Source organism: Candidatus Thiodiazotropha endolucinida (genome assembly GCF_001715975.1).
Classification (GTDB): Bacteria; Pseudomonadota; Gammaproteobacteria; order Chromatiales; family Chromatiaceae; genus Thiodiazotropha; species Thiodiazotropha endolucinida.
Window position 1 is genome coordinate 22,973 of record NZ_MARB01000018.1, and the last position, 23,076, is coordinate 46,048.

Here is a 23,076-nt window from a genome sequence, read left to right on the forward strand (position 1 = left end):
AAGCTGAACCAGACACCAGCATAAGGAGATATAGAATATGACTTATATTAACCGAGCCGTTTTTTTTACCGGTGCGCTGGCAACATTGATTGTTATATCAAGCGAGACGGCCCTGGCAGCCTGTAACGCAACGGTGAATGGTCGCCCGATGACTCAGCAGGAGTGCGCCTTATCCATGCAGGTCTACGGCTATGTCATTCCGGGAGACTATTTGATGGACGGCTATGGTAACTGGGTCAATGCCAATAATCCCATGCACCGGGGGAACACCTACAGGGATGCACAGAACTCACGCAGCGGTTCCTGGGGTGGCGGATCCTACGTCAGCCCCAGTACTGTGTATGACGCAAGCGGTGGTTGTGAAGGGGGCGACTGCGTGAATATTATCGATTGAATTCACCTCTTTGCTTATCACAGTTGATTACATCTCTATAAGCCTGCTGATTAGGGCCTGTTAACACTAATCCAATACACCCTGCTGGGGCTGTTTTTGTGTCCAGCAAGGCAGAATGAGCGAGGTGTAGTTATGCTACATGAGCGAATGATAACGCCGCTGGGCGCAAAAACAGCCCCAGCCCTTCGGGTTGCGCCCCGAAGGAAGTGCCCTTGGGGTGCGCCTTGATTGGCGCTTTTTCAGGCACAACAGGGCGTATTGGATTAGTGTTAACAGGCCCTAGGGAAGCATCCCTGCCCTGGAACGGTTAAATGGGAGCGGAATCGAGTTGAGTGACTGTCTGTCTGGTCGTTATCGGGATGGTGTCTATTTGAGTAATGGGGTAAAAGCCCGATTCTGGTCAACCGTAGTGAAAGCGTGTTATTTAGGCCGGTTATTTGTCTACCATTCAATCTATGCCGACGCTCTCGTTTACCTCCAATCTCACACGCCACACCCCCTGTCCGGACGCGGCCTTCGAGGCGGCGACGGTGGCCCAGCTCTTCGACCTTTATTTCAGCCAGTGGCCGGATGTGCGGGGTTATGTGCTGGATGATCAGGGGGCGGTGCGCAACCATGTCATCGTGATGGTGGATGGCCGGGGTCTGCATGACCGGCGACGATTGAGCGACGCACTGGAATCGGAAAGTGAGGTCTTCGTCATTCAGGCACTCTCGGGAGGCTAGACCATGGCTGATCGTTTACTGGTGGGAACGCATAAAGGGCTGTTTCGGATAAAACGGGTAGACGAGGGACGCTGGGAGATCGAGCGGAGCTGGTTTTTAGGCGATCCGGTTTCCACGGTTTTGGCGGTGCCGGGTACCGGTCACATCCATGCCGCCCTGGACTTGGGACATTTCGGTGTCAAAATGCAGCATTCCCGGGATGGCGGCGACAACTGGAACGAGGCGCCGGTCCCCGCCTATCCCGACAAGCCGGACGGTCTGGAGGACAAGGATCCTTTCCGCGGCCTTGAGATCCCCTGGAGCACCCAGAAGATCTGGTCTTTGGCGGCCGGTATGCCCGGGGAGCTCTGGTGCGGCGTCATCCCCGGCGGTCTCTTCCGTTCCACCGACGGTGGCGAGAGCTGGGCACTGATGCGGGCCCTGTGGGACGACCCCAGACGCAGGCAGTGGATGGGCGGCGGCTACGACTTCGCCGGCATCCACTCGATCTTGGTCGATCCCCGCGATCCGGCCCATGTCACGGTCGGTGTATCGGTTGGCGGGGTCTGGACCACAATCGACAGCGGGGCCCACTGGGAACTGATCGGCGAGGGTCTGCGCAGCGCCTATATGCCGCCCGACCAGGCAGCCGATCCACTCACCCAGGATCCCCATCGCATCGTGCACTGTCCCGCCTCACCGGACCGCCTCTGGATGCAGCACCATAACGGTATCTTCGTCAGTGACGACGGAGGCAGGCACTGGCGGGAGCTGCACGATGTGTTGCCCTCCGGTTTCGGCTTCGCCGTTGCGGCACACCCCGCCGATCCCGATACCGCCTGGTTCGTTCCCGCGCAAAAGGATGAGCAGCGCATTCCCGTCGATGGGCGGCTGGTGGTCACCCGCACCCGCAACGGTGGCGAACGGTTCGAGATCCTCGCTACCGGCCTGCCGCAGGCCCACGCCTACGACCTGGTCTACCGGCATGCTTTGGCTGTCGACGAGCAGGGTGAACGGCTCGCCTTCGGCAGCACCACCGGCTCACTCTGGGTCAGCGAGGATCAGGGCGACGCCTGGCAGGCCATCAGTCACCATCTGCCGCCAGTCTTGTGTGTTCAGTTCCAGCAGAGCACATCCGATTAGTGTTAACAGGCCCTAGAAAGTTTGCTGGTACTATAATCGCCCCATGTTGTTCAACTATATCGAACCCGTCTTCCGTCCGCCCAGCGAGGCGGAGTCATTGATCCTGCAGGTCACCAATGGCTGTTCCTGGAACAGATGTACCTTCTGTGAGATGTATACGGAACCGCAGAAGCGATTCAAACCCAACCCCATCGAAGTCATCCGTGAAGAGCTGGCGCAATTTGTCGCCATGAATATTCCGGTGCGGCGTGTGTTTCTCGCCGACGGCGATGCGATGACGCTCTCATATCGCCGATTGCATCAGATCATGCAGGCGATTAACGAATATCTGCCAGACATCCAGCGGGTATCGGCTTATTGCCTGCCGCGCAACATCAAGAACAAGTCAGTCGATGAATTACAGGCACTGCGTCAGATGGGCCTGGAGCTGGTCTATGTCGGTTGCGAAACCGGCGATGACCTGGTGCTGGAGCGGGTCGAAAAAGGCGAGACCTGGCAAACCTCACTGGATGCCCTGTTGAAGCTGCAGCAGGCGGGAATCAGACGTTCGGTGATGATTCTGAACGGCCTGGGCGGAATACGTTACAGCGAACAACATGCGCTTAATTCAGCTTCGCTGATGAACGAATCACAACCCGAATATCTCGCCACGCTGGTGGTCAGCTTCCCAAAGGGGCAGCAGCGCCTGGTGCAGGGTTACGCCGGGGAGTTCGAAGCGTTGAATCTGCGTCAGTTGCTCGAGGAGATGGAGATACTGCTATCCGCACTCGAACTCGAAAAAACCATATTCCGCAGCGATCATGCATCGAATTATCTGATACTCAAAGGCGTGCTGAACAAGGACAGGGAGCGGTTATTGAACCAGGTCCGAAGCGCCATCGCACACCCCGAGTCGTCGAAGTTTCGGAAGGAGTGGCAAAGAGGTTTGTAAAACTTTAACCCCAGCGCAGAAATAGGTCCTATCCCTTGAAAATTGCCTGTAACAAATGCATGCAACCTGAAAGGCATGGGGTCACTTGACTGCCAGGGCCTCAACAGATGCAATCATGTAGTCGACTGCCTGGCGAACCTGTTCATCCTTGAGGCGGTCATTGCCGCCCCTGGGTGGCATGCGATACTTACCGTCGTCCCCCTTGATGCCGCTCAACGCACTCCGATAGAGGGCAGGCGCGCCTTTTTCGATCCGTGGTGCCCATGCGGGTCTATCTGTCACAGCCGGCGCGCCTGAGACACCCAGGAGGTGGCAGTTGCGACAGGTTCCCATCCAGACACTGCGTCCCTTTGCGAGGCGTTCTTCCGCGAAGCGCGGCATATCCGGTATTGCCCCGGATTCCGGCGGCTGCTCGCCACAGCCGGCGAGCAGATAGAGACAGATTGTGGTAACCCAGACACGTGACATTGTTGCTCTTGATTTAAACAGGGACATATCAGCAGTAGTATAGCCTGCCCCTTTGGAGTAACGAATAAACCACGTCTATTTACTGCATTGCCCCTTAGTCGCCATCCCCAGTTCCATGATCTCCCTTTTGCCTGTCTCTTTGTCTACCTGTTCCAGGTTGGCGCCGCCGACAAACACGCCTAATTTGATATATTGCTCGATAAAATAATTCTCACCGCTCACGGTGTTGAGAACAAGCTCGTTGGGCGAAAATTCAGACTCCGTTGAAATCGTATGCGATGTGTTGCCTGAGACCTCTTCATAGAAAAAAATCCCTGGAGCAGTCTCGCCAATACACTTCCCGTCGATCCAGACATCTTTTTTAAGAGAGCCTCCGCCTATTGATTTTTTTCGGAAGACATAGATACCCGCTTGCCCATCTGATGGCTTGTTGAAGGCCTTGGCGAGATTTGAAGCTTCCTCATTCGACATCTGTACTGACGCACAGCCGGTAAATAGCAAAGACAATAGTGTAATTAGAGTCATCCCTTTCAACATCAAGCTTCTCCTGTAGTTATGAAATGGTTTGCGATCAGTCTGTTATTTTACGGTAATCCACCACCACCTGATTTCGGCCTTGCTGCTTGGCTTTATAGAGGCATAGATCAGCCCGTTTCATAATGCCCTCCTGGGTGTCGCCTTCAATACCAAACGAAATTCCGAAGCTGGCAGTGACCTGGCCCGCCTCTCCAAAATCGTGCTGCTCGATCGTTGTTCTTAGGCGCTCGGCATTCTTTATTGCCTGATCAAGACCGACATCCGGCATTACGATGATGAACTCTTCACCGCCCCAGCGTCCAATGAAATCCTGCACCCGAGTGCAGTGTTTAAGGATCATGGAGAACTCGCGTAATACATGGTCGCCAGTAAGGTGACCATATCTGTCATTGATGGACTTAAAGTGATCAATATCTGCAATAATAATGACTAGTTGGCTGTTGTTCTCGCTAGAGTCCGTTAATTGCCTGCGCAGGAATTCATCGCTGTGGGTGCGGTTGCTAAGTTGAGTCAACTTGTCGGTAATCGATATTTTTTGGATCTTGGAATAATCGTGTTCCAGGGTATCCGAGAGTTTGTTGAACCAGTGAATCAAATACCCCAATTCATCATTATGTGGGTGCTGAAGGCGACGGCTGAAGTCTGGATTCCCTTCAGCCAGTGCCTTCATTCTATCGATGACCTGGGTAAAACTTCTTTTGGTGGAAAGTGACAGTTGTGTGGTGACGGAAACCATTATCAACAGCAGCAGAATGGCAATTCCCGTGCCCCATGCGAGTAATTGGTTAAGTTTGTGGTTTGAATGTTCGATCGCCTGAGTTAGCCGTATCTTGATCTGTTCCTTTTGATGTTTCAGGTGGCTTGTGGTGAGGTTGCTATATTGCTCCACTGTATGGATCAATTTTTCATGTGTTGAAAATTCACGGTCGTTTTTGAGTAAAACCAGAGAAAGTGTCAGCGCATTGGTGTAATATTGATTAAAGTCATGCCTTAATTGACTGATTAATGCCGATTCCAAAATCTCAGGTGATGCTGCAAGACGGTCAATGTTGGTGTTTATCTGGATTTTGAATTCGTTTGTATTTGTGACCCAATCCCGCTCCCCGGCAAGAACTGCATCCTTGAACTGCACAACAATCTGTTTGAACAAACGCAAGTTCTCGTTGGAAAGATCAAGCAATGTCAGGTACTTCTCGCTTAAACCTTCAATTTCTTTATTATTGTCAGTATACTCTTGCAGTCCAAAAAGAATCAGCCCGGTATAAATCGTAAGACTGAGAAACGGCGTCATCAGCATTTTCTGAAAAATCGTCATCGTATCATTCTTGTTCCTGATATCTTGATCGCACAACTACGCTTCGATACCTGAAAATGTTTCGGAAAACAAATCGTTCAGTATAGTGGGATATAAAAGCTACATAAAGATTGCGCTGTATTTTCTGTTGTCGGTTTTAATTAGCACAAATCTTAGTGCGAATGAAAATCGCTGGCAGGAACTACTCACCATTAATGGTTTTTATACACTGGATCTGACCTATGCCGACGACGCAATCCCCATAATCTCAAATGGCAATATACCACGAGTACTTGATGCGGAGGAGTCCACTTTTAAAAACTCGGTTTTTGGACTCCAGGTCGAATTGGAAATATTCTCTGGACTGAGTGCCTTTTTGCAAGGCTCCGTGTTCTATGACGAGCAAAATGAAAGCGACGAGTCACTGGATTGGGCTTACCTAAGATACGATCCGGGCAATAACTACGATATACGCATAGGCAAATTTTTAGTTCCCTTTCTGCAGGGAACAGAGCTTAAGAGTGTTGGCTATTCACGCCTCTGGGCTCGCCCTCTGGTGCCTGGTTCCGGTGCGGGTGGTTTCATCGAGACCCGGGGTTTAGAGCTTATAAAGCGCATCCCATTGGAAGATTCGTTTCTCAGTCTGCAATTCAGCCTGGGAGAGCCCGAGCATCAACGATGGACAGTAGACGGTCAACGACTGGGCCTGGTTGCGGTAAAGTATGAAAGGAGTGATTTCTGGCTGAGAGCTGCCCTGTTACGCGCAGACTATGAAGTGTTCACCCCGCTGGGTCAGGTTATTGACGATAAAGCCAGGGTGAACATGTTCAGCATAGAAACCGAAATACGGTTTTATGATTTTGTCGTCAATGCCGGGTTAAGCGATTCTGACGCAGATTTCAGCCCAGATGATAAGTTGTCTTATTTATCTGTCGCTTATCCTATCGGGCGGTTTACCCCTTATATTCTCGCGGCACGTACAAGCCGACAATTTGAGGCCTTCACACCCCCGCCGCCACCGGTCTCAGCGCCCCCTCCCCCTGGCGGCAGGCCACCGTCCCAACGGGTAGGCGACAATGACCATGAGACCTTAGCCATCGGGTTCCGCTATGATCTTGGAGGGACCCATGCAATTAAGGCCCAAATTGAACGCATTGATATTGTCGATGAATCCGATCCGCGACGTGGTCGTGTAGATAGTGAGGCAAATGTCTTCACCATTTTGCTGGAAGGGATCTTCTGATGAAACGGTTGATCCTTCTCCTCCTGCTATGCCATGTATCGCTGCTCCACGCCGAGATTGCGGTCGTGGTGCCTGCAGATTCTCCGATCGACTCTCTCAGCAAACAAGAGGTCTCCAACTTGTTTCTATCCAAGACGAATCGCTTAGCCGATGGTAAAAAAGCGATATTGATCGAAGTCCGAGACAATCGATTGCGTGATACGTTCTACCGTCTCATCTCAAATAAAACGCCGACCCAGCTCAAATCCTACTGGACCACACTGATTTTCACCGGCAAGGGTAAACCGCCGAGATCCTTTCCCGGTAAACAGGAAATGATCGAGTACATGAAGCGCCACGCAACTACAATATCGTATTTGGAGAGTAGCGAAATCACCCCGGAGATGAAAATAGTCCTGCGATTCCCTATGCCAGACTGAAGTCATGTCCGGGACGAGTCACTCCAATGGATGCTCCCTGACTGTTACCAGGTCACGATAAGCGTGCCAAGTGCCATGGGCAGCCAGGGGGAATCCGATAATAAAACCGAGAAATGCCGTCATGAAACAGGCATAAATAATAGTGACCAGCATTCCTCCCCATAGCAGCATGGACACCAGGTTGTAGCGAACCGCGGCCAGGCTGGTACGCATGGCGGATATGAAACTGACAGGACGATCCATCAGCATTGGGATGGAAACCGCGCTGAAGGCAAACACCACAATGGCCAGCATTCCACCGACAAAGGTGCCTACGGTGAGTATCTGTAGGCCCTCCCAGGAACCTAGTACCACCGCTATGTATCCCTGCCAATCGGAAGGGATCTGACCGTCATAAAATGAGAAGAATATCAGTCTTGCCAACATATACCAGACAATGAAGCTGACCAGCAATACCAACCCCATACTGAATAACTGAAGGCTGTTTCGTGACCAGGCGAAGCTCGCCACTTTCAGACTGGAATTCTCATTCTGCTCCAGCTGCTGGCTGATTGAGTATGGACCTATACCGATAAATGGCGCGATCAGCAGAAAACCCGCCAGTAACGGTAGCAGCAGGTAAAAGTTACCGGTGACGATGACTCCAACGGAAATCACAATGCTCAGCAGGGTTAAACTGGTGCCGAAGAACAGGCTCTGCCCCGGCGCCTGTTGAATATCTTTCCAAGCCGCGGCGAGCCACTGCCAAACCTGCTCCGTGGGTATCTCATTTATCCCGATATTTTCCTTTGCGTTGATTCTGAGTGTGTAAACTTGTTTCATGGTCAAATCAATAGAGTTTGTTACCGGTAGGAGACCACCAGAGAATAGCAGAAATAGTCGATCGTTGAATACTTACATTTAACCATTCAACGGAGATCTCAGATGTTATTATGCGTTTAACTATGGCCTATTATTTGCCTCGAAAGCAGCTAGTTCTCTGGCCCCGTTTTTTTTGCAAGCAGTTGAGTCAGATAGTGTAGAGAAGGGCTCCGACTCCAATTATCTATGTTTAACTTTGCCAGTATCGGCATACTCCGATCAGCCTGACATGGCAAATGATACCAGGTATATCGAGATAACTGTGAGGGGCAGCAGTGGCACTGCCCCTTTGGTCGCTTTCCCCCAAAAATCCCATTATCATAATTCACCACCACCGATCGGTTGAGTTCAATGGGTCGAGAATTCGGTATGCACCGGTGGCGGTGAACGCAGGGTCTGTAACACGATACAGCTGTATTCTGCTGCGTTGCACAAGCGCTCGACAAGCTCTACAGGCGTGCCTTCTTTGGCCCGCTGATCCACATGGCAACGCAGGGCCTGGAATCCAACCGGAACATCGCGATTGACCAGCATAGTGCCGCGCACGTCCACTTCGGCATCGACAGACACTTCGAGGTGATCGAGTTCCACCCCCAGTAGGTTGGCGATCATGCGTACCGTACTGTCAAGACAGGCCGCCAATGCTGCACACAAGATATCACCTGGCGTGGGCGCATCATGGGGACCGCCTATCGCACGGTGTACACCCACCGGTATGGTGGTACCGATACCCGGCATTGGCTCGACTGTTGTATGAAACGGATCTTGTGCGTCGGCATGCCTGGTTCGGGCATGGTCGATCACCTTGGCGGCACCTGGTTCGGTGGTGTACTTTTGACGTAACGGCTTCTGGGATTCGCGGACTTGTTTCGAATTCATGGCTTATTCTCCTGGTGGTTGGTCGGGCCGCCGGTCAGCAACCTCGTCGAGATCGCTGCCGGTAGCGACCGACAGTCTTGAATAACTGGCCGATGAAACTCTCGGGTGTACAGTTGGCCAGACCGATGACACCGCCGGTTTTACACACCCGTTGCAGCTCGCTTGCGGCTTGTGCCTGGTTCGGCGAGAACATGACACCGAAGGTCGAGGTGACATAGTCAAAACTCGCATCTTCGAACGGCAGCTCTTCGGCATCGGCCTCGCGGTATTCGATTTATACAGAGGTCTAGAGTTGATTACCGATAATTACCTGCCGCTTTAGGGGGTGATCGGCCAGGTGGGTGTATTTAATTTCCATAATTTTTACCCAATAATGTATCAATAAAATGCAATATCAAAACTCAGCACATAACGATAGGCTACTCTGATCATGAAAAACAATGTGTTTTCTCTCTCTTTGATAGTCGCTACATCGTTAATGTTTGCCGCCTGCGGCGATGATATCGATCCGCCTCATCAAAACCCGTCGCAACAACAGGACACCCAACCACTACAAGCCATTTCGCTGCCACTGAAAAATCCGAGCTTCGAGCAATCTGATCAACACCTTAATGGCTGGGGGTTTTCACAGCATGCGGGAGAACAGGCGTACGCGGTATCCGTCGACACAACTGACAGTACCGATGGCAAAAACAGTTACCGTATCGAACGCAAGCTGGTTCAGGCCTGGGGGATGATCAATCAATGGTTACCGCTTGATAATGCCACGGGAAAATCCATCAAACTGACCGCTATGATCAAAAGCGAAAACCTGGGTCCGGATGGATTCGACCTCAATCTGGTGTTTCGAAAAGCCAACCGAAAAGTCATTGGTAAGATCGGTACAGAGGCAATCACAGGCACCAATAATTGGCAACGGATTGTAGCAACAGGCGTTATCCCTGCCGATACGGCTCATTTGCAGATTACAGCAGTGTTGAATGACGCCGGTACTGCTTGGCTGGATGATGTTCGGGTCAGCATCACCGATGAGAATTGATACGCAGCTTGCGTTTATGGTTGCTCACCGGAGTTATAGGGGGCAAGCCTGTAGATTCAATAAATAATCAGAAAAAATACCGAAACTAAAGGTGGTCAGAGCGTAAAGGGGTAAGAGAGGAATGGCACTTACTTAAGCCAAAAACCACCGTCATCCCGGCGCAGGCCGGGATCCAGAATGCTTGATCGTGACGATATTCCTGGATTCCGTTACCTGATCAAGTCCGGTACAGGCTCAGCGCCGGAATGACGAAAATCCTGATATTCGTCTTAGGGCCTGTTAACACTAATCCAATACGCCCTGCTGGGGCTGTTTTTGTGCCCAGCAAGGCAGAATGAGCGTAATGTAGTTATTCTACATGAGCGAATGATAACGCCGCTGGGGGCGAAAACAGCCCCAGCCCTTCGGGTTGCGCCCCGAAGGAAGTGCCCTTGGGGTGCGCCTTGATTGGCGCTTTTTCAGACACAACAGGGCGCATTGGATTAGTGTTAACAGGCCCTAAGTAAGCGCCATTCGGGTCAGAGAGCATTTGTCTCAAATATAAGATGCAGTTTATTGATCATTGTCACTGGAACACTGCCAGCCCCTTGATTCTAATGTCTTAATGAACTCAATCGCTTTTCGCTCACAATAATCATCGTCATTTTCAGCATTCCATAATGTACGCGGCATTACGTTTTCATCCGGCTTGGTATAATAGACTTTGCAGGGTAATGTGGCGGGTTCATTTGGATGGAAGATAAGGACATTTCTTGTCAGTTCCGCATAGTGACAAGTCCATGAATTCGCAAAGCTATCGGATGGCGCTATAAGAATAGTCAGTAGGAGCACCCATGAGTTGTAAGCCAGATACTTCATGGCATCGCTCCAGTTACATGCAAACATAGATCATCTTCCGGGGTTATTAGTGCCTGAGCCTATTTGTGAATTCCAGTGAAGGTTGTCGTCCAACGGAGCGACAGAATTTTGCTGGTCTCTTCGATTATTCATTTTTTATACGGGCAGCATTGCCGTGGTAGAAAAATCAACCGTAGGCTTCGCAGGCCTCGAACAGTCGCTCCATTGTATTGCGGTCTTTGCTGAAACCACAAGAGACTTTCCGGCGATTCTCGAAATAGCGTCCCGTTGTCTCGATCCCGGCGCCGCCAATAGCCAGCCAGACGGGGGTATCCGCTCCTTCCTCAGGACTCTGGTGACCGCCGAAGCCGAGATTGTTGCTTAGGGTCGAGTTTACGTCGCCGGGATGGCAGGCGTTGACACAAACTCGTTGGTCAGCCAGACGTTCAGCAAAGGCGGCGCTCAGGATACGATCGGCCTGCTTGGACTGACGGTAGGCGGTGTCGTTGTTGTAGTGACGTTGGCGAAACTCCAGGTCGTCCAGGTCCAGCCCGCCTGCCCAGTAGCTTGCCACATTCACCACCTGCGCCCCATCAGCTGCGAGCAGGTACGGGGTGAAGGCTCGGATCATGCGAAAATAACCCAACACGTTGGTGGCGAACTGCAGTTCCACCCCCTCCGGGGATTCCTCCCGCCGACGGGGTGTAATGGCTGCGTTGTTGACAAGGATATGCAGTGGTCCGTTCCAACGTGCAGCAAGATCGCGTATCGCATCGCCCCGGGAAAGATCCGCCAACTCAAAACGCACATGGGCATTGCCCGTTTCGCGCCGGATACGCTGCACGGCGCGTTCCGCCTTGTCCTGGTTACGGGTAATCAGCACCACCTCCCGCTCACCATCGGCAGCCAATCCTTTAGCAATGGCCTCGCCAATGGCGCCGGTGGCGCCTGTTACGAGGGCGCAGGTTCGATACGACATCGGATCCTCACTTGTTTGGAATCAAAGGCTCTTGGGTCGAATATAGCAGTATTTACTGACCTGAACGTAAGCAAACTCACTACAGTAGATCAGCATCCAGGACGGTTGAGCAACATTATGGAATTATGCGGGTGTCCCCAAATATCTTCAAATATCTTCTTGCCCCGGAGAGGAAAATAGTTCTGCGATTCCCTATATCGGACTGAAGTCATACGGATTATTGATCATTGTCACTGGAGCACTGCCAGCCCCTCGCTTCTAATGTCTTAATGAAATCAATAGCTTTACGCTCACAATATGTATCATCATTTTCAGCATTCCATAATGTACGCGGCATTACGTTTTCGTCTGGCTTTGTATAATAGACTTTGCAGGGCAATCTGGCGGGTTCATTTGGATAGAAGATAACCACGTTTCTTGTTAATTCCGCATAGTGACAGGTCCATGAACTCGCAAAGCTCTCAGATGGCATCACAAGAAGAGTGAGAAGAAGCACACATGATTTGTAAATCAGATTATTCATATTCCCACCAACGATGGTAAAAACAGAGAAAGGAGGAAGGTTGAGAGCTTGCGCATATCAAGTCCTTTTGTTTGTGTTTGCCGGTTTGAACTTGTGGTTCTAAGTTATTGTAGCGCGTGGGTGGTTCGATTTCATGCGGTAATGAGCTGTACAAGGTGTTTGACCAAAAGGTGGACAATTTACGGGTGTCCACTATTATTTTTTTACGTCTGCTACGTTCGTAAAGCGGAAGTTAAAGGCTGGATTATCCAACTTCAGATGTCGGCCATAAGCGGACGTTAACAATTAAATATTGCTCAGGACGTAATTCGCAGCATCAAGCCTTTTGTTCATTTGGTTGATTAACTTTTTATATAGTTCCATATTCATTGCGATGTATGAAGACATACCATTCATGCTAAGGTTTTGATACGCAGTGTAGTTATTGCTATATAACATCAATTGATCTTTTGCGCTCTCAGCTTCGAATTCAGCCATTCGGCGTTTCTCTTCTCGCCCCACAGGAAGAGTCATAAATATTCTTTCATCATAGCGCCACGGATTTTCTAAAACTTCATACTCCCACATCGTTAGGTAGTCTGTGTCCCTATACACCTTTACAATAGCATCGGAGTACTTAGGGTTGGCCACAACAAACAACGAAAGCTCTTCCATAGACTGAATATCTTTATTCGTAATCCGACGGGCCTCTGACAATATAAAGTTGGTAATTTCAGTTAGCCGCTGTATTGGATTTGGAGCACTCGCAAAGTCCAATTCTTCCTGACTAGCCTCCCTCACCATACCATTTATTTCAGTGAATGCTGGAGAACGATTTATATCTTCTGGAGTACAATACAAACTATTCTCTACTATATGTACTCCGGCATATTCGAAGGATTCCGCTACAAGCCTAGAGCAGAACTGCTTGTTTTCTGGTTTAGATTGATTTCCAGTTTTAGTCCTGATTGCATCTCTAACAGAATATGCTTTTCCAACTTGTGATCGAGCGTACATAACTGCGCTCTTAACACATTTTTTATCGTTGGGGCGGAGAATTTTTACATTGTTCGGCTTCTCAAAAATAAGCCGTTGAATATTGGCAGAATGAACCCCTTGTGAATCCGAGTGTATGTAGCTTCCGTGCCCGATACAAAGAATTGCATGGGAGTACTCGCTATTTGTAAAGTTTCGAACTGCCTTGCTTACGAGCCCACGTTGAGCGGTCAAGAAAACATCACCTTCCTTTAATTTTTGAATGTCTAAGATTAACATGAAACAAACCTTAATGATGGAGTATGGACACACATGTAATCGTTACTAATTTTTGACAACTTAACCTCTATTTTTGTTAGCCTGCTCCAAGCTTTCACGAAAAATTTCGTTTTTTGTGTTTTCTTTCAGTATCTCAACAAGCTTATGCCAATATTTGTCTGATACGGAGTTTGAAATACTTGAGCATATTTCGAGTGCCAACATCCCTTCAAAATTTTGCCATTTTTCACTCATGATGATTTGAGTTCTGGCAGAATTAAGATCCAAATCCATATTTCCACAAATATCAACCACTATAACCATAGGGAATGGCCAATCTAGCTTTACTTGGTTTTTTTGCATTCTCCAAAATTCAGGAAACAACGATGTAGGAACTTCAATTCCGTGCAAGGATAGTCGCGATTTAGATTTGCAGAGATCGTTTTGTGAATCAGATTGGTCAATCGACCCATTTTCGTCAATCGTAATTGATGTCGTAGATTCACATATTTCATTACTGCTCATCCTCAAGCTCTTTTCCAAAGGAAAACTTTCGCCCTCTATATCTATAGATCGAGAAGTCATTTCAATGCTGGAAACTGGAACATTATTGCTCTCCAGAATTGCAACAACGACTGAACCTTTGAACCCTTTTGTTTCATCTTCAAGTTCGATCTTAAACTCCCTAATATTGACATGCTTATCCCATGAGTAATTTTTTAGAGAGTCCGCTTTTATTTCTTCAAATGAGTTCTCATCTCTTACTTTCTCATGAGATTTTGTTTCGACTCTGATTTTGAAGGGTGGATTTGGAATGACATTCTCAACGGATTGAATGAAGTCGTCTTCACTAAGATCATCCCATGGATTGACATTTTTTCTAAGAAACAATTTTGTTGATGTTCCGGGTTTTTTTCTTTCGCCAGGCTTTACCCAAAATATGCTGTCCTGCCCTTCGATAGTCAAATTGATAGGTTCGCTAGAATCATGTGGACCATAAACTCTTCTCGTATCTACTACCAACGTATCCGCGACCATGAAGCAAGATAAAATCCCTATTCCGAACCTTGAAGTTGGATTAAATTCAGCCTTTGATTGGGATTTTAAATCAAAGAAATCTGGTGACTTATAAAACGATGATCCTACCTTGGAATAGTATGTATCAATGATGTACTGATCCATACCAGTACCATTATCTATGATCTCAAGTACGTCGCCCTCATTTTCGGTAGAATATTTTATATGTACCTCCGGTTCGTATAAATTTCCCCAGCTTTTTTCCATAGCGCTTCGTAGTAAGCAGGCATCAATAGAATTTTGCAACAACTCACGAAGAGCCACCTCTGGATCACCATACAATTTTGTACCCATCAGCAGGTCTATAACCTGATTTTTACTTAAGTTGAACTGTGCCTTCTGATAAAGGTATAGCGGCTCTCCACTAATGGTCTTCTTTGTTTCTATTTTTGACCTATCAACATTGAAGGGTATTTCTATCAAGTGTTCTTTCCCTTGGGCTCTATCATAATCATTAATTGATGAAATAATATTGTTACAAGCACTTAGTTCGGCATCAATAACATCACAAAAGTCATGGATAGATGCTTCGATTGCAGGATGTTCACATTTAGCATGAAACTGAATTTTTTCCTTGCTGATAGACCATGATTCGATGGCTCTATGCTTATTCCATTCCTTTATTGATATCGGATGCCGTACAAAAAGATGTGAGAACAGTACAGATGGCGTTCTCTTCGCGTCAAAATCGAGAATATCAGCGAGTCTTAAGATTACAGCTACCAACTGAAAGTTCGCATGAATGCCGTCAGCACAAAGATAATTCCGATCTAATTGCAAGAGAGAAAGAGCATCATCATTATGACTAGAACAAATTTCGGCAAATTCGACTGTTAAATCTACATCTCGGTATTTGATTTTCCCTAGCCAATCACTCTCTATGATATCGCGAGCACGACTGGCATGAGTAACTCGAATGTAATCAGAGACGATGTAGTATTTTAATAAACCGGCATCGCTATTTTTTCCTTGGGAAATATATGATTCCAGTTGCGCATTCAGATCAGGTTTTGATAAATAGAATCTGCAAAATTTGTTGTATTCGATTTCGTCCTCGGCAGATAGAGATGGAGATGTATCCCAGACCTTCTTCCATGCACAGACGTCCTTTTCATCAGCGGCCATTCCAATGTCATGAAAAAATGCGCTTAGCACCAACAACATTAGCTCTGGAATTGAAAGCTCTTCGATCTTTTTAGGAGAAAGCAGTTTCTCCATCAACATCAAAACACGGAACAGATGATCGCCGTCGTGGAGAGTAAATTCTCCCATATGCATAAGAATTGTCTTAGTATTTTGATACGCAAAAAACGTAGCATCATCCACGAGAGATAGAACATGGTTTCCAGCCGGGTCACTATCACATTTATTTTTCAGAACACGGTAAATAGAACTCTTAGGCAACCTATCTTGTGTTTCCGCTTTCCAATCATCATAGTTCATAACAGAATCTTCATATGCTTCTTTCATTTACTGGCAACAATATGTTGAATCGCGGATTCTAAGCCGTCAATTTCTACTTTTTCACCCATATCTACGGTATAGAAGCTGTACTTTGGGCCACTATTTGGGTTCCAATCTTCAAACTGAATAACCTTCATTTTCGACCCATTTGGAGGTAGTAGAAAATCAAGAAGTCGATTTGTTAAGTCCTCGTGATGACTTGTCACAATCACCTGTCGTTTTGAGTCCTCATCATCAGTATATGCAAGTTTTCGTAGTAAAATAGCTGCAGGTATTAACTGGTTCATATCAAGAGAAGTTGTGAAGTCATCAAAGCCAATAACTCTATGACCGAGCTTATTTGAAAGCGCCAAATTCAGGTTAATGGTCCAACATATCGCTAACTGTGATTTTTGCCCGGTCGACAAATCATCGAACTTAATATTAGACTTCGTCTTGAAACCCCATGAAGGTTTCTTCTGTGTCCCGAAATTCTTTATTTCTATAGGTAAAAAATCTTTTGGGAAATGAAAGTTAGCCAATAAAGAATTCATATTTTCAATAAGCAGCTTCAATTCGTTTTTAGGAATTTCTCCTATTAATGAAAGCAGCTGACTTCTTGCTCCAGCCTCCTGCTTGCAAATTGCTGTAGCTCCCTGAATAATTGCTTCAGCTGCATCTATATTCTCAGAGTTAAGCATCTGGGATTCGTCATTCATTTTTTCGAGTTCAAGCTGCGCCCAATTTTCAAAAATTGTCCCCAGATTGTTAAGCAAAGAGGCCTCATCAATAGTTGAGGAGCTGCTTTGTTTAGGATGAACTATATTACTTAAGAAACCTACCAATTCCCCCACTGAAAACTCGTTTTTACTTAAAAGGGGTTCTAATTCACTTGAGTGCCTATCAATTTCCAAGGCTACAGTTTGCGCACGCTTCAAATAATTGATTTTAGAAGCTAGTTCCTGACCTCTATTTTCTATAACCTTTATTTGCTCAGATAGCTCACGAAATCTCTTTTCTGAGAAGTCGCGAAACGTACTAATATTTTTTCCTAGCTTACCTTTTAATTCTATCAAAGTAGCTTCGTCGGGATGTTTTTCCCATGCGCGCAACCAGATATCAATATTGTCTTTAAACGCATTAAGCCAATTTTTTAGAGATGCCCCTTCTCCTGAAGTATCCTCTAATTTACCTGATAAATTGTGATATTCACTTCTTAGATTTTCTTGCTCTAATTCCAGTTTACCAATCGCTTCAGAATAAACATGCCCTTTAGTCGTAATATAGAGGTAATTTGAAAGGTCCACTGAAGCGCCAGGATCTGACCGGCTTATTTTAAGCATCTCTGGCAATTGATTCACAGATGAAAGAAAACCTTTATCGATCGAAATGGAAACATCTTCTGAGTTTGAAGAGCGATACTCCTTCAGGTTTTCACCAATATTTCTAAGCTGTTGAGGTAGCTTTGCCCCTACTGGTTCAGACAGATTGCTAATCTCGGTAACCGCCTTTGAGAGATTTCTAATTTGCGATTCCCATTTGCTCTGTAAGTTGCCGTTTTTGAGTGTTAAAGTGCTATCTTTTAGCATCTTCTTGATACGGGTTTCATTTGGGAGTTGATCGACCAAAACATTAACTTGGTTGGCTAAGCGCTTTCTCTCTTCCCCGTAATTTTTACTATATTTTAATTGTTGAATTTTACGCTGCCAGATTTCTAACTGAGACTGTATTTTCTTGAGTTCCTGCCTGATCTCGTCCGCTTGATTGTTTTCCGGTTCTAGAAGCTGAATTACATCGCTGCAAGCTAGTTCTTTAATATTTTCTTGGTAAAAAAATGATGATACGGATTCGATAGATTTGTGATCTATGCTTCCCTTTCCCTGTAACTTGTATTGTTTATCATTAATACAAACCCCCCCGTCCGTCTCATCTAAAGTAAGGTAATTTCCCGCACTTTCTTCAGTGTGGTTTAAAGACCAGTCTAAAGCTTCGAGCAGAGAAGTTTTACCAACACCATTTTTTCCTGTGATTAAAATAAGGTCTGCATCTAAATCAAATTCATGAATTTTTCGAAAACCTTTGAAATTTTCAAGCTTAATTGTTTTTATAAATTCAGAAGTATCCGACATCATTTACCCCCTCTAAAACTTGCTCCCCCAAAAGGCTGTTAATGTCACTAATAAGTTCAGATCGCCACGCGATTCCAAATTCATCTGATTTGTCGCTTTCTACAGATATCATAAGATTATCCGCATATCGGCTGAATAGCGTAGCATCTGCTCCTTTCGGTGGTTTAGCGCTATGGACAGCTTCCTTTAATAATCGGGTGAACTCCACTGAGGTTACTCTGCGCGGAGAATAGTCAACGCTCTTCAATGGACCAAGCCAGCGTTCCTTCGCTTCTTCTATATCCGTTTTTACACTCTGAACTATAAAGCGCCCTCTATGCCAGTCCTGATCACCTGTGAGATGGCTCCAAGATTCTGATGTTTCTTGCAACTCGATCAGAGCGACCAAAGGTGAAAATAATTGGTAGTCATGCAGTAGATCTACCAAACGATCCATCAACTTTGCCATAATTATTCTTATAGCTCCCCAGTCCCTTTCATCAGTCTCTGAATCTACTGGTTTCCAAACAACCAAATTACAAGCCGTGTGGCAATGCACGGAAATTGGCACAATTAATTTGCTAGTTTCAGTTGGGACTGATAATTCGACATCCAATAATTTGTTCATATTAGTTGTCCTTTTCAGGCTTTAAATAAGGCCGCCGTTTTATGCTGGGCTGATTTGCATAGTAGTAATTTGTAGGGGAGTCGATCGCGTCCAGTATTGTATCAGCCACGCTTTCCATATTTCCTTCATAAGGAGTCTGATAAAATATGTGTTTCCACCCGAGAGTAACAATGGTCTTAGGCGTGATAGTTTTTTTGCATTTATTAATGGCTCTATCTCTTCTGAGATCCGGTCGAATATGTGCACCTGCCTGCCCCAAAGTGATAGTAAGATAGTTATTTCCGCTTGGAACGCCAACATTATTCCCACCCCTTGCAACTGCTGGATCAGCATTAAGATAAAGTACTTTGTTAGTAGAAGACCCTTTTTCAGTTGTTTTAAAAATAAGCGCTACCCCTTTACCATTAGTTACATCAATAGCATCTGCAAGAACACCCTTTAAAAGATACAAGAGCAGCAGAAGCTCTGACATCAGCGCCTTGTTTTCTTCTACTGGGTCATAAAGTCCGGTCTCTTTGGCATTCAATACTGAAAGACAACCAACTAGAGCGCTAAAATGCTTCCCATCAACAGCATCATTCCCACAGATGGAAGTAAAAGAATTTAACCAGTCCGGGGCTTTAGTGAAATGTTTCTGATCATCACCTTCAGCTTTATCTATTGATGAAATAACTTGATGCATAATTGTGGATGCAAATGGCACTATAGCTGTAAAGCTGGCGTTTGTTGACAATTGGCTTAATCTAAGCGCTTTTAGAATCACAGATCTTATGACACGCTCATAAATATCCTCCCAGAGGTCATTTGCTGAGAGATTATTGCCTGTCTCAGGGTGACGGATAATGAGTTGATCACCATCCTGAGGGTCTTGTTTATGATGAAGAGCGTATGTTTTTACAATTTGTTGTTGGTGAAAACTAGGCTGAGACTCAAATATGGCTACTATTGGTGCTGCAGGCGTTTCCAGAACAGGCTTGAAGTTGTCTCCAAGTTCATCTGTATATTCGTCTAAAACGGTCTGTACTGTGTGATGAACCTGTGGCTCGTTGCTTCCAAAGCCGGTAAAAATAAGGGATTTACTACGCAGCCGATCGCGAAATATATCAGAAGCCCATTGCCGATTTCTCCACTTCTGTAGTTGGCGTTCGGTTAACAAAATAGATTCACATTTTTGGGGATCACTTCCATCTCCTAGCTTTTCCGAACAACCATTTACCTTATAAACTCTCAGGCGATTAATGACTCCATTCTTGGCACCTTTTTTTCTATAATCATCTAAGCTTGAAATCTTATCAAAATGTTCCCCACCAGATATTTCTTCATACGCTTTTTCAAAATTACAGTCATAGTTAGTTGTAAGAACTTCACTAAGCAACCCTTCTCGTGCAAGCTTTGCAATAGCGATGTGTGCTTTTGTTGGCTGCAGGTCTTTATATTTGGCAATCTGTAGTAATTTTACTAAATCTTGGTATGCATCATTACTTTCACGAAACTCCCAAAGATAAAGTTCAGATAATTCCCCAAGTTTATAGTCTTTGGCAGCTTCCCTGACATCACAAAAGAAACATTTGGATTTGATTAAGTTATTTTCATCAACTAATGGATCTAGTGCTTTCAGCTCATCTACATAATCATTGTTACAGATTGAACCATGTAGGTTTTTATCATATCGGTTATAACGTTTACTTAGTAACTTACGTTTAAGCTTATCCACCATCCAGTCAACTGTATGAAATCTTTCGCCGCCATCAGAGTGTGTGCTTGATACTGATATACCTGCTCCAGCAACAGGTACGCAGCACTTGTTTAATATTTTATCTACTACATATTCAAAAGCATCCATTAAACCTGCTTCCATTCATTTGGGTCTTCAGGGATTCCTAGATCGGAAGTATCAACTAATTCTGATGTCTCAGGATGAAGGACCGAAAAAGTAGCATCATTTGCTAGGTCTTCGACTGCATGGACTATGCTGACATAGCTACCCAAATCTTCATCATCAAAAACTGGATGAAATCTCCCATCCAATGATTGGGCGATAAAGAAAATTCCTATTTTGGTTTTCCATTTTAGTAGCAGCTTCATTTTCTACTCTGATTTCTTTTACAACGTCCGCTTTGGGTCGTAACCTGAAGTCTGATAATTCAGTCCTTAACGTCCGCATTGGTCGCAAAGCAGCAGCTATGTCCTTTCAGTTAGCATGTTTGCACGAAGAATGAAGTGCAATACACCAACGAGACTTATACGGTCAGAGAATGGCAATTAAGGCAGGAGATCTAAAAGTAGCTGAATGCAGTGAGTTATGCCTTCCATGGCAAATCCAAAAATATCTATAAGATTATCGAACAAATCTAAGAATGGTCATTATGAGTCTAGTTTTAACCTGTAAACATCCAATTTATGGTGAATCCCTGCGTTACAACTTTTCAGCTCAGTCCCACTTCAATGCCCCACCCGTCTGATACTCTGTAACCCGCGTCTCAAAAAAGTTCTTCTCCTTCCGCAAATGCGCCTGCTCATCCAACCAGGGTAGGGTGGCCTCAGCCCCGGGAAATGGCTCATCAATCCCAAGCTGCCGGGCACGCCGATTGGCGATAAACCGGAACTGCCCCACATGGTCCTCCTGGGAGTAACCGAGAATAGGATCACGCAGGATGTAACTCGCATAGCCGATCTCGGCCGCTTCCGATTCGTCCCACATCTCGCGAAGTACCTGTTTGTCCAGGGTGATGTTCTCTTCCTGGATGATCTGCTTGACCACCCGGATACCAAATGAAGCGTGCAGCACTTCGTCGCGCATGATGTATTGCAGCTGTTCGGCGGTGCCTTTCATCAGGCCGCGGCGCTGCAGGGCGAAGATGGGGCTGAAGCCGTTGTAGAACCAGCAGCCTTCGAAGATGGCGGCGAAGAAGATGTAGGCCATGACGAAGTTCTGTAGCTCGTCCGGGTCGCGCAGGTCGATGTCGGCGCGCAGGATGGAGGCGAGGCGGCGGTTGGTGATCTGGATCTTTTTGTTGATCTCCGGCACCACCCGGTAGCGGTTGTAGATCTCGCCCTGGTCGAGGCCGATGGTCTCGATACAGTGTTGGTAGGTCCAGGTGTGGAGCGACTCCTCGTAGACCTGGCGCGCCTGGTAGATCTGCAGTTCGGGTGCCGACATCTTCTCCATCACCGCCAGGCCGATATTGCGCATCGCCAGGATGTCGGAGGTGGTGAGGTAGGAGAGCACGTTCTCGTAGACGTGGCGCTCCTCCAGGGTCAGCTTGTGCTGGTAGTCGTGGACGTCCTGGGCCATGTTGATGTCCAGTGGGGTCCAGTGGTTCTTGTTGGCGTTGAGGAAGTACTCCCAGGCCCAGGGATACTTGAAGGGCGCCAGCTGGTTGATGTCGGTCATGCCGTTGATGACCCGCTTGTCGTCCGGGTTAACCGGTTCCATGGAGGCCATCGCCTCGGCCTGCTCTTCCGCCTGCATGGCGCGGGCCGCCTCTTCCACCACATGGGGATGGGCCGGTTGGGTCTCGGTGTTCGCAGGGGCCGGCGTCGATTCGATGGGCGCCGGCTTCGCGAGTGGATCGTCCCAGTTCAGCATCTTCAATTCCTCATTAATCATTGTTTGTTTCAAGGAAGTTAGTACTTCACAAGTCCAAGTTCTTGTAATCGGATTGCCATTGATAGACCAGAAACTTTGAATTGCTCAGCAAGAGATTTGATATGCCTTCCTGCATAGGATGTAGCATTAGCGATGGCAAGCTCACATGCTAGCGAGTTAGTAGCGGCATCTAACAAAGAATAGTGATCATCAGGGCAAAGCCAGAATGCAACATTGTCATCAATAACAATTGGGTGTTTTGTTTGAAAAGTCTTCTCAAATTGTTCAATTACAAGTCTACGAGGCATCAGAAAACAGGCAGAAAAATAGTCAGCTTGTTTTTCTTTCCAAGGTTTTTTGTATGTACTCGAAGAAAGACCGTCTATAGGTCTATCTCTATGCATGATTTCATCTTCATGTAACGTCCAATGTGCAATCTCATGTCCGCCAGTGAAACGTTGAGTGTAAATTGGAAAACGAGTTGAAATAGCTATTTTTTTCGCATGTCTATCTATGAGGCCCGCTACATTTGAATTTCTTTGTGTATTAAGCAAAGGGAGTTCAGGCCAAGTTTGAAAGTCAATGCCAAGAACATGTGCAGCAACTTTTGGATCGACCATATACAGAGGGTGAACATTTTTTCCTGGCCAAAGGACATGTTTGTTATCCCAAATTTCAATTAGGATCTCTCTAGCTTGAATTTCAATTCGATCTTTCCAGTTCATAAAATATTACTTCACAATATAA

22 protein-coding genes are annotated in these 23,076 nt (G+C 46.6%); 7 read left to right on the top strand and 15 right to left on the bottom strand.

Translation table 11 applies throughout. The features are described 5' to 3' along the window. The first annotated feature begins 37 nt into the window (after positions 1–37). From CODIS_RS14665 to CODIS_RS14680, 4 genes are all read left to right on the top strand, one after another. A complete protein-coding gene (locus CODIS_RS14665) occupies positions 38–394 on the top strand; it encodes a ligand-gated ion channel (RefSeq protein ID WP_069126698.1) in 357 nt (118 codons plus the stop codon). A gap of 455 nt (positions 395–849) precedes the next feature. After that, complete coding sequence (locus CODIS_RS14670; RefSeq protein ID WP_069126699.1) at positions 850–1,119, top strand: MoaD/ThiS family protein; 270 nt, start codon at positions 850–852, stop codon at positions 1,117–1,119. Positions 1,120–1,122: 3 nt separating this feature from the next. Continuing rightward, positions 1,123–2,241, top strand: a complete 1,119-nt coding sequence (locus tag CODIS_RS14675; RefSeq protein ID WP_069126700.1) for a WD40/YVTN/BNR-like repeat-containing protein — start codon at positions 1,123–1,125, stop codon at positions 2,239–2,241. Positions 2,242–2,284: 43 nt separating this feature from the next. Beyond that, positions 2,285–3,172 carry a radical SAM protein gene (locus tag CODIS_RS14680; RefSeq protein WP_069126701.1) on the top strand — a complete coding sequence of 296 codons (888 nt, stop codon included), beginning with the start codon at positions 2,285–2,287 and terminating at the stop codon, positions 3,170–3,172. Positions 3,173–3,253: 81 nt separating this feature from the next. Here the strand turns inward: CODIS_RS14680 and CODIS_RS14685 are convergent, their stop codons facing one another. From CODIS_RS14685 to CODIS_RS14695, 3 genes are all read right to left on the bottom strand, one after another. After that, complete coding sequence (locus CODIS_RS14685) at positions 3,254–3,640, bottom strand: c-type cytochrome (RefSeq protein WP_069126702.1); 387 nt, start codon at positions 3,638–3,640, stop codon at positions 3,254–3,256. A gap of 75 nt (positions 3,641–3,715) precedes the next feature. Further along, positions 3,716–4,177, bottom strand: coding sequence for a DUF2846 domain-containing protein (locus tag CODIS_RS14690; RefSeq protein ID WP_069126703.1), 462 nt, complete (start codon positions 4,175–4,177; stop codon positions 3,716–3,718). A gap of 34 nt (positions 4,178–4,211) precedes the next feature. Further along, the gene (locus CODIS_RS14695; RefSeq protein ID WP_154723145.1) at positions 4,212–5,492 is read right to left on the bottom strand and encodes a diguanylate cyclase; all 1,281 of its coding nucleotides are present in this window, start codon (positions 5,490–5,492) and stop codon (positions 4,212–4,214) included. Between the two features lie 85 nt (positions 5,493–5,577). On the opposite strand from CODIS_RS14695, the gene CODIS_RS14700 reads away from it, so the two are divergent. Both CODIS_RS14700 and CODIS_RS14705 read left to right on the top strand, forming a co-directional pair. Next, positions 5,578–6,714 carry a hypothetical protein gene (locus CODIS_RS14700; RefSeq protein WP_069126705.1) on the top strand — a complete coding sequence of 379 codons (1,137 nt, stop codon included), beginning with the start codon at positions 5,578–5,580 and terminating at the stop codon, positions 6,712–6,714. Beyond that, positions 6,714–7,133: a hypothetical protein gene (locus CODIS_RS14705; protein WP_069126706.1), complete on the top strand. Its 420-nt coding sequence runs from the start codon at positions 6,714–6,716 to the stop codon at positions 7,131–7,133. Before CODIS_RS14700 ends, CODIS_RS14705 begins: the two co-directional genes overlap by 1 nt. Positions 7,134–7,151: 18 nt before the next feature. On the opposite strand, the gene CODIS_RS14710 is transcribed toward CODIS_RS14705, so the two are convergent. From CODIS_RS14710 to CODIS_RS20565, 3 genes are all read right to left on the bottom strand, one after another. Further along, positions 7,152–7,955, bottom strand: coding sequence for a DUF2189 domain-containing protein (locus CODIS_RS14710; RefSeq protein ID WP_083220794.1), 804 nt, complete (start codon positions 7,953–7,955; stop codon positions 7,152–7,154). A gap of 387 nt (positions 7,956–8,342) precedes the next feature. Next, positions 8,343–8,873 (bottom strand): OsmC family protein, encoded by a 531-nt coding sequence (locus CODIS_RS14715; protein ID WP_069126707.1) that lies wholly within the window; start codon positions 8,871–8,873, stop codon positions 8,343–8,345. 34 nt (positions 8,874–8,907) lie between these two features. Further along, on the bottom strand, positions 8,908–9,147 hold the full coding sequence (locus CODIS_RS20565) for a class I SAM-dependent methyltransferase (RefSeq protein ID WP_083220795.1): 240 nt from the start codon (positions 9,145–9,147) through the stop codon (positions 8,908–8,910). A 156-nt stretch (positions 9,148–9,303) separates the two neighbouring features. Between CODIS_RS20565 and CODIS_RS14720 the strand changes: the two genes are divergently transcribed. Continuing rightward, positions 9,304–9,912, top strand: coding sequence for a hypothetical protein (locus tag CODIS_RS14720; RefSeq protein ID WP_154723146.1), 609 nt, complete (start codon positions 9,304–9,306; stop codon positions 9,910–9,912). A gap of 1,024 nt (positions 9,913–10,936) precedes the next feature. Here the strand turns inward: CODIS_RS14720 and CODIS_RS14725 are convergent. The 9 genes from CODIS_RS14725 to CODIS_RS14765 form a co-directional block, all read right to left on the bottom strand. Next, positions 10,937–11,728, bottom strand: a complete 792-nt coding sequence (locus CODIS_RS14725; RefSeq protein WP_069126709.1) for an SDR family NAD(P)-dependent oxidoreductase — start codon at positions 11,726–11,728, stop codon at positions 10,937–10,939. 808 nt (positions 11,729–12,536) lie between these two features. Further along, positions 12,537–13,505: a YiiX/YebB-like N1pC/P60 family cysteine hydrolase gene (locus CODIS_RS14730; protein ID WP_069126710.1), complete on the bottom strand. Its 969-nt coding sequence runs from the start codon at positions 13,503–13,505 to the stop codon at positions 12,537–12,539. 60 nt (positions 13,506–13,565) lie between these two features. Next, entirely contained in the window at positions 13,566–16,031 is a 2,466-nt protein-coding gene (locus tag CODIS_RS14735; protein ID WP_069126711.1) for an HD domain-containing protein, read from the bottom strand. Then, positions 16,028–18,136 (bottom strand): AAA family ATPase, encoded by a 2,109-nt coding sequence (locus tag CODIS_RS14740; protein ID WP_235615239.1) that lies wholly within the window; start codon positions 18,134–18,136, stop codon positions 16,028–16,030. Before CODIS_RS14740 ends, CODIS_RS14735 begins: the two co-directional genes overlap by 4 nt. Beyond that, positions 18,117–18,740: a hypothetical protein gene (locus CODIS_RS14745; protein WP_069126712.1), complete on the bottom strand. Its 624-nt coding sequence runs from the start codon at positions 18,738–18,740 to the stop codon at positions 18,117–18,119. Before CODIS_RS14745 ends, CODIS_RS14740 begins: the two co-directional genes overlap by 20 nt. Before the next feature lies 1 nt (position 18,741). Then, positions 18,742–20,598 carry an SIR2 family NAD-dependent protein deacylase gene (locus tag CODIS_RS14750; protein ID WP_235615240.1) on the bottom strand — a complete coding sequence of 619 codons (1,857 nt, stop codon included), beginning with the start codon at positions 20,596–20,598 and terminating at the stop codon, positions 18,742–18,744. Beyond that, on the bottom strand, positions 20,583–20,825 hold the full coding sequence (locus tag CODIS_RS14755; RefSeq protein ID WP_069126714.1) for a hypothetical protein: 243 nt from the start codon (positions 20,823–20,825) through the stop codon (positions 20,583–20,585). Before CODIS_RS14755 ends, CODIS_RS14750 begins: the two co-directional genes overlap by 16 nt. 346 nt (positions 20,826–21,171) lie before the next feature. Beyond that, a complete protein-coding gene (locus CODIS_RS14760) occupies positions 21,172–22,350 on the bottom strand; it encodes a ribonucleotide-diphosphate reductase subunit beta (protein WP_305782118.1) in 1,179 nt (392 codons plus the stop codon). Between the two features lie 17 nt (positions 22,351–22,367). Beyond that, positions 22,368–23,054, bottom strand: a complete 687-nt coding sequence (locus tag CODIS_RS14765) for an ImmA/IrrE family metallo-endopeptidase (protein ID WP_069126715.1) — start codon at positions 23,052–23,054, stop codon at positions 22,368–22,370. Positions 23,055–23,076 lie beyond the last annotated feature (22 nt).

Excerpts from the sequence above, each read along its gene's own strand:
- CODIS_RS14730 (WP_069126710.1), bottom strand. The coding sequence starts at position 13,505 with ATGTTAATCTTAGACATTCAAAAATTAAAGGAAGGTGATGTTTTCTTG.
- CODIS_RS14725 (WP_069126709.1), bottom strand. The coding sequence starts at position 11,728 with ATGTCGTATCGAACCTGCGCCCTCGTAACAGGCGCCACCGGCGCCATT.
- CODIS_RS14760 (WP_305782118.1), bottom strand. The coding sequence starts at position 22,350 with ATGATTAATGAGGAATTGAAGATGCTGAACTGGGACGATCCACTCGCG.
- CODIS_RS14765 (WP_069126715.1), bottom strand. The coding sequence starts at position 23,054 with ATGAACTGGAAAGATCGAATTGAAATTCAAGCTAGAGAGATCCTAATT.
- CODIS_RS14745 (WP_069126712.1), bottom strand. The coding sequence starts at position 18,740 with ATGAACAAATTATTGGATGTCGAATTATCAGTCCCAACTGAAACTAGC.
- CODIS_RS14720 (WP_154723146.1), top strand. The coding sequence starts at position 9,304 with ATGAAAAACAATGTGTTTTCTCTCTCTTTGATAGTCGCTACATCGTTA.
- CODIS_RS14680 (WP_069126701.1), top strand. The coding sequence starts at position 2,285 with ATGTTGTTCAACTATATCGAACCCGTCTTCCGTCCGCCCAGCGAGGCG.
- CODIS_RS14695 (WP_154723145.1), bottom strand. The coding sequence starts at position 5,492 with ATGACGATTTTTCAGAAAATGCTGATGACGCCGTTTCTCAGTCTTACG.
- CODIS_RS14735 (WP_069126711.1), bottom strand. The coding sequence starts at position 16,031 with ATGAAAGAAGCATATGAAGATTCTGTTATGAACTATGATGATTGGAAA.
- CODIS_RS14705 (WP_069126706.1), top strand. The coding sequence starts at position 6,714 with ATGAAACGGTTGATCCTTCTCCTCCTGCTATGCCATGTATCGCTGCTC.
- CODIS_RS14675 (WP_069126700.1), top strand. The coding sequence starts at position 1,123 with ATGGCTGATCGTTTACTGGTGGGAACGCATAAAGGGCTGTTTCGGATA.
- CODIS_RS14665 (WP_069126698.1), top strand. The coding sequence starts at position 38 with ATGACTTATATTAACCGAGCCGTTTTTTTTACCGGTGCGCTGGCAACA.
- CODIS_RS14710 (WP_083220794.1), bottom strand. The coding sequence starts at position 7,955 with ATGAAACAAGTTTACACACTCAGAATCAACGCAAAGGAAAATATCGGG.
- CODIS_RS14670 (WP_069126699.1), top strand. The coding sequence starts at position 850 with ATGCCGACGCTCTCGTTTACCTCCAATCTCACACGCCACACCCCCTGT.
- CODIS_RS14740 (WP_235615239.1), bottom strand. The coding sequence starts at position 18,136 with ATGATGTCGGATACTTCTGAATTTATAAAAACAATTAAGCTTGAAAAT.
- CODIS_RS14750 (WP_235615240.1), bottom strand. The coding sequence starts at position 20,598 with ATGGAAGCAGGTTTAATGGATGCTTTTGAATATGTAGTAGATAAAATA.
- CODIS_RS14715 (WP_069126707.1), bottom strand. The coding sequence starts at position 8,873 with ATGAATTCGAAACAAGTCCGCGAATCCCAGAAGCCGTTACGTCAAAAG.
- CODIS_RS14685 (WP_069126702.1), bottom strand. The coding sequence starts at position 3,640 with ATGTCACGTGTCTGGGTTACCACAATCTGTCTCTATCTGCTCGCCGGC.
- CODIS_RS14690 (WP_069126703.1), bottom strand. The coding sequence starts at position 4,177 with ATGTTGAAAGGGATGACTCTAATTACACTATTGTCTTTGCTATTTACC.
- CODIS_RS14755 (WP_069126714.1), bottom strand. The coding sequence starts at position 20,825 with ATGAAGCTGCTACTAAAATGGAAAACCAAAATAGGAATTTTCTTTATC.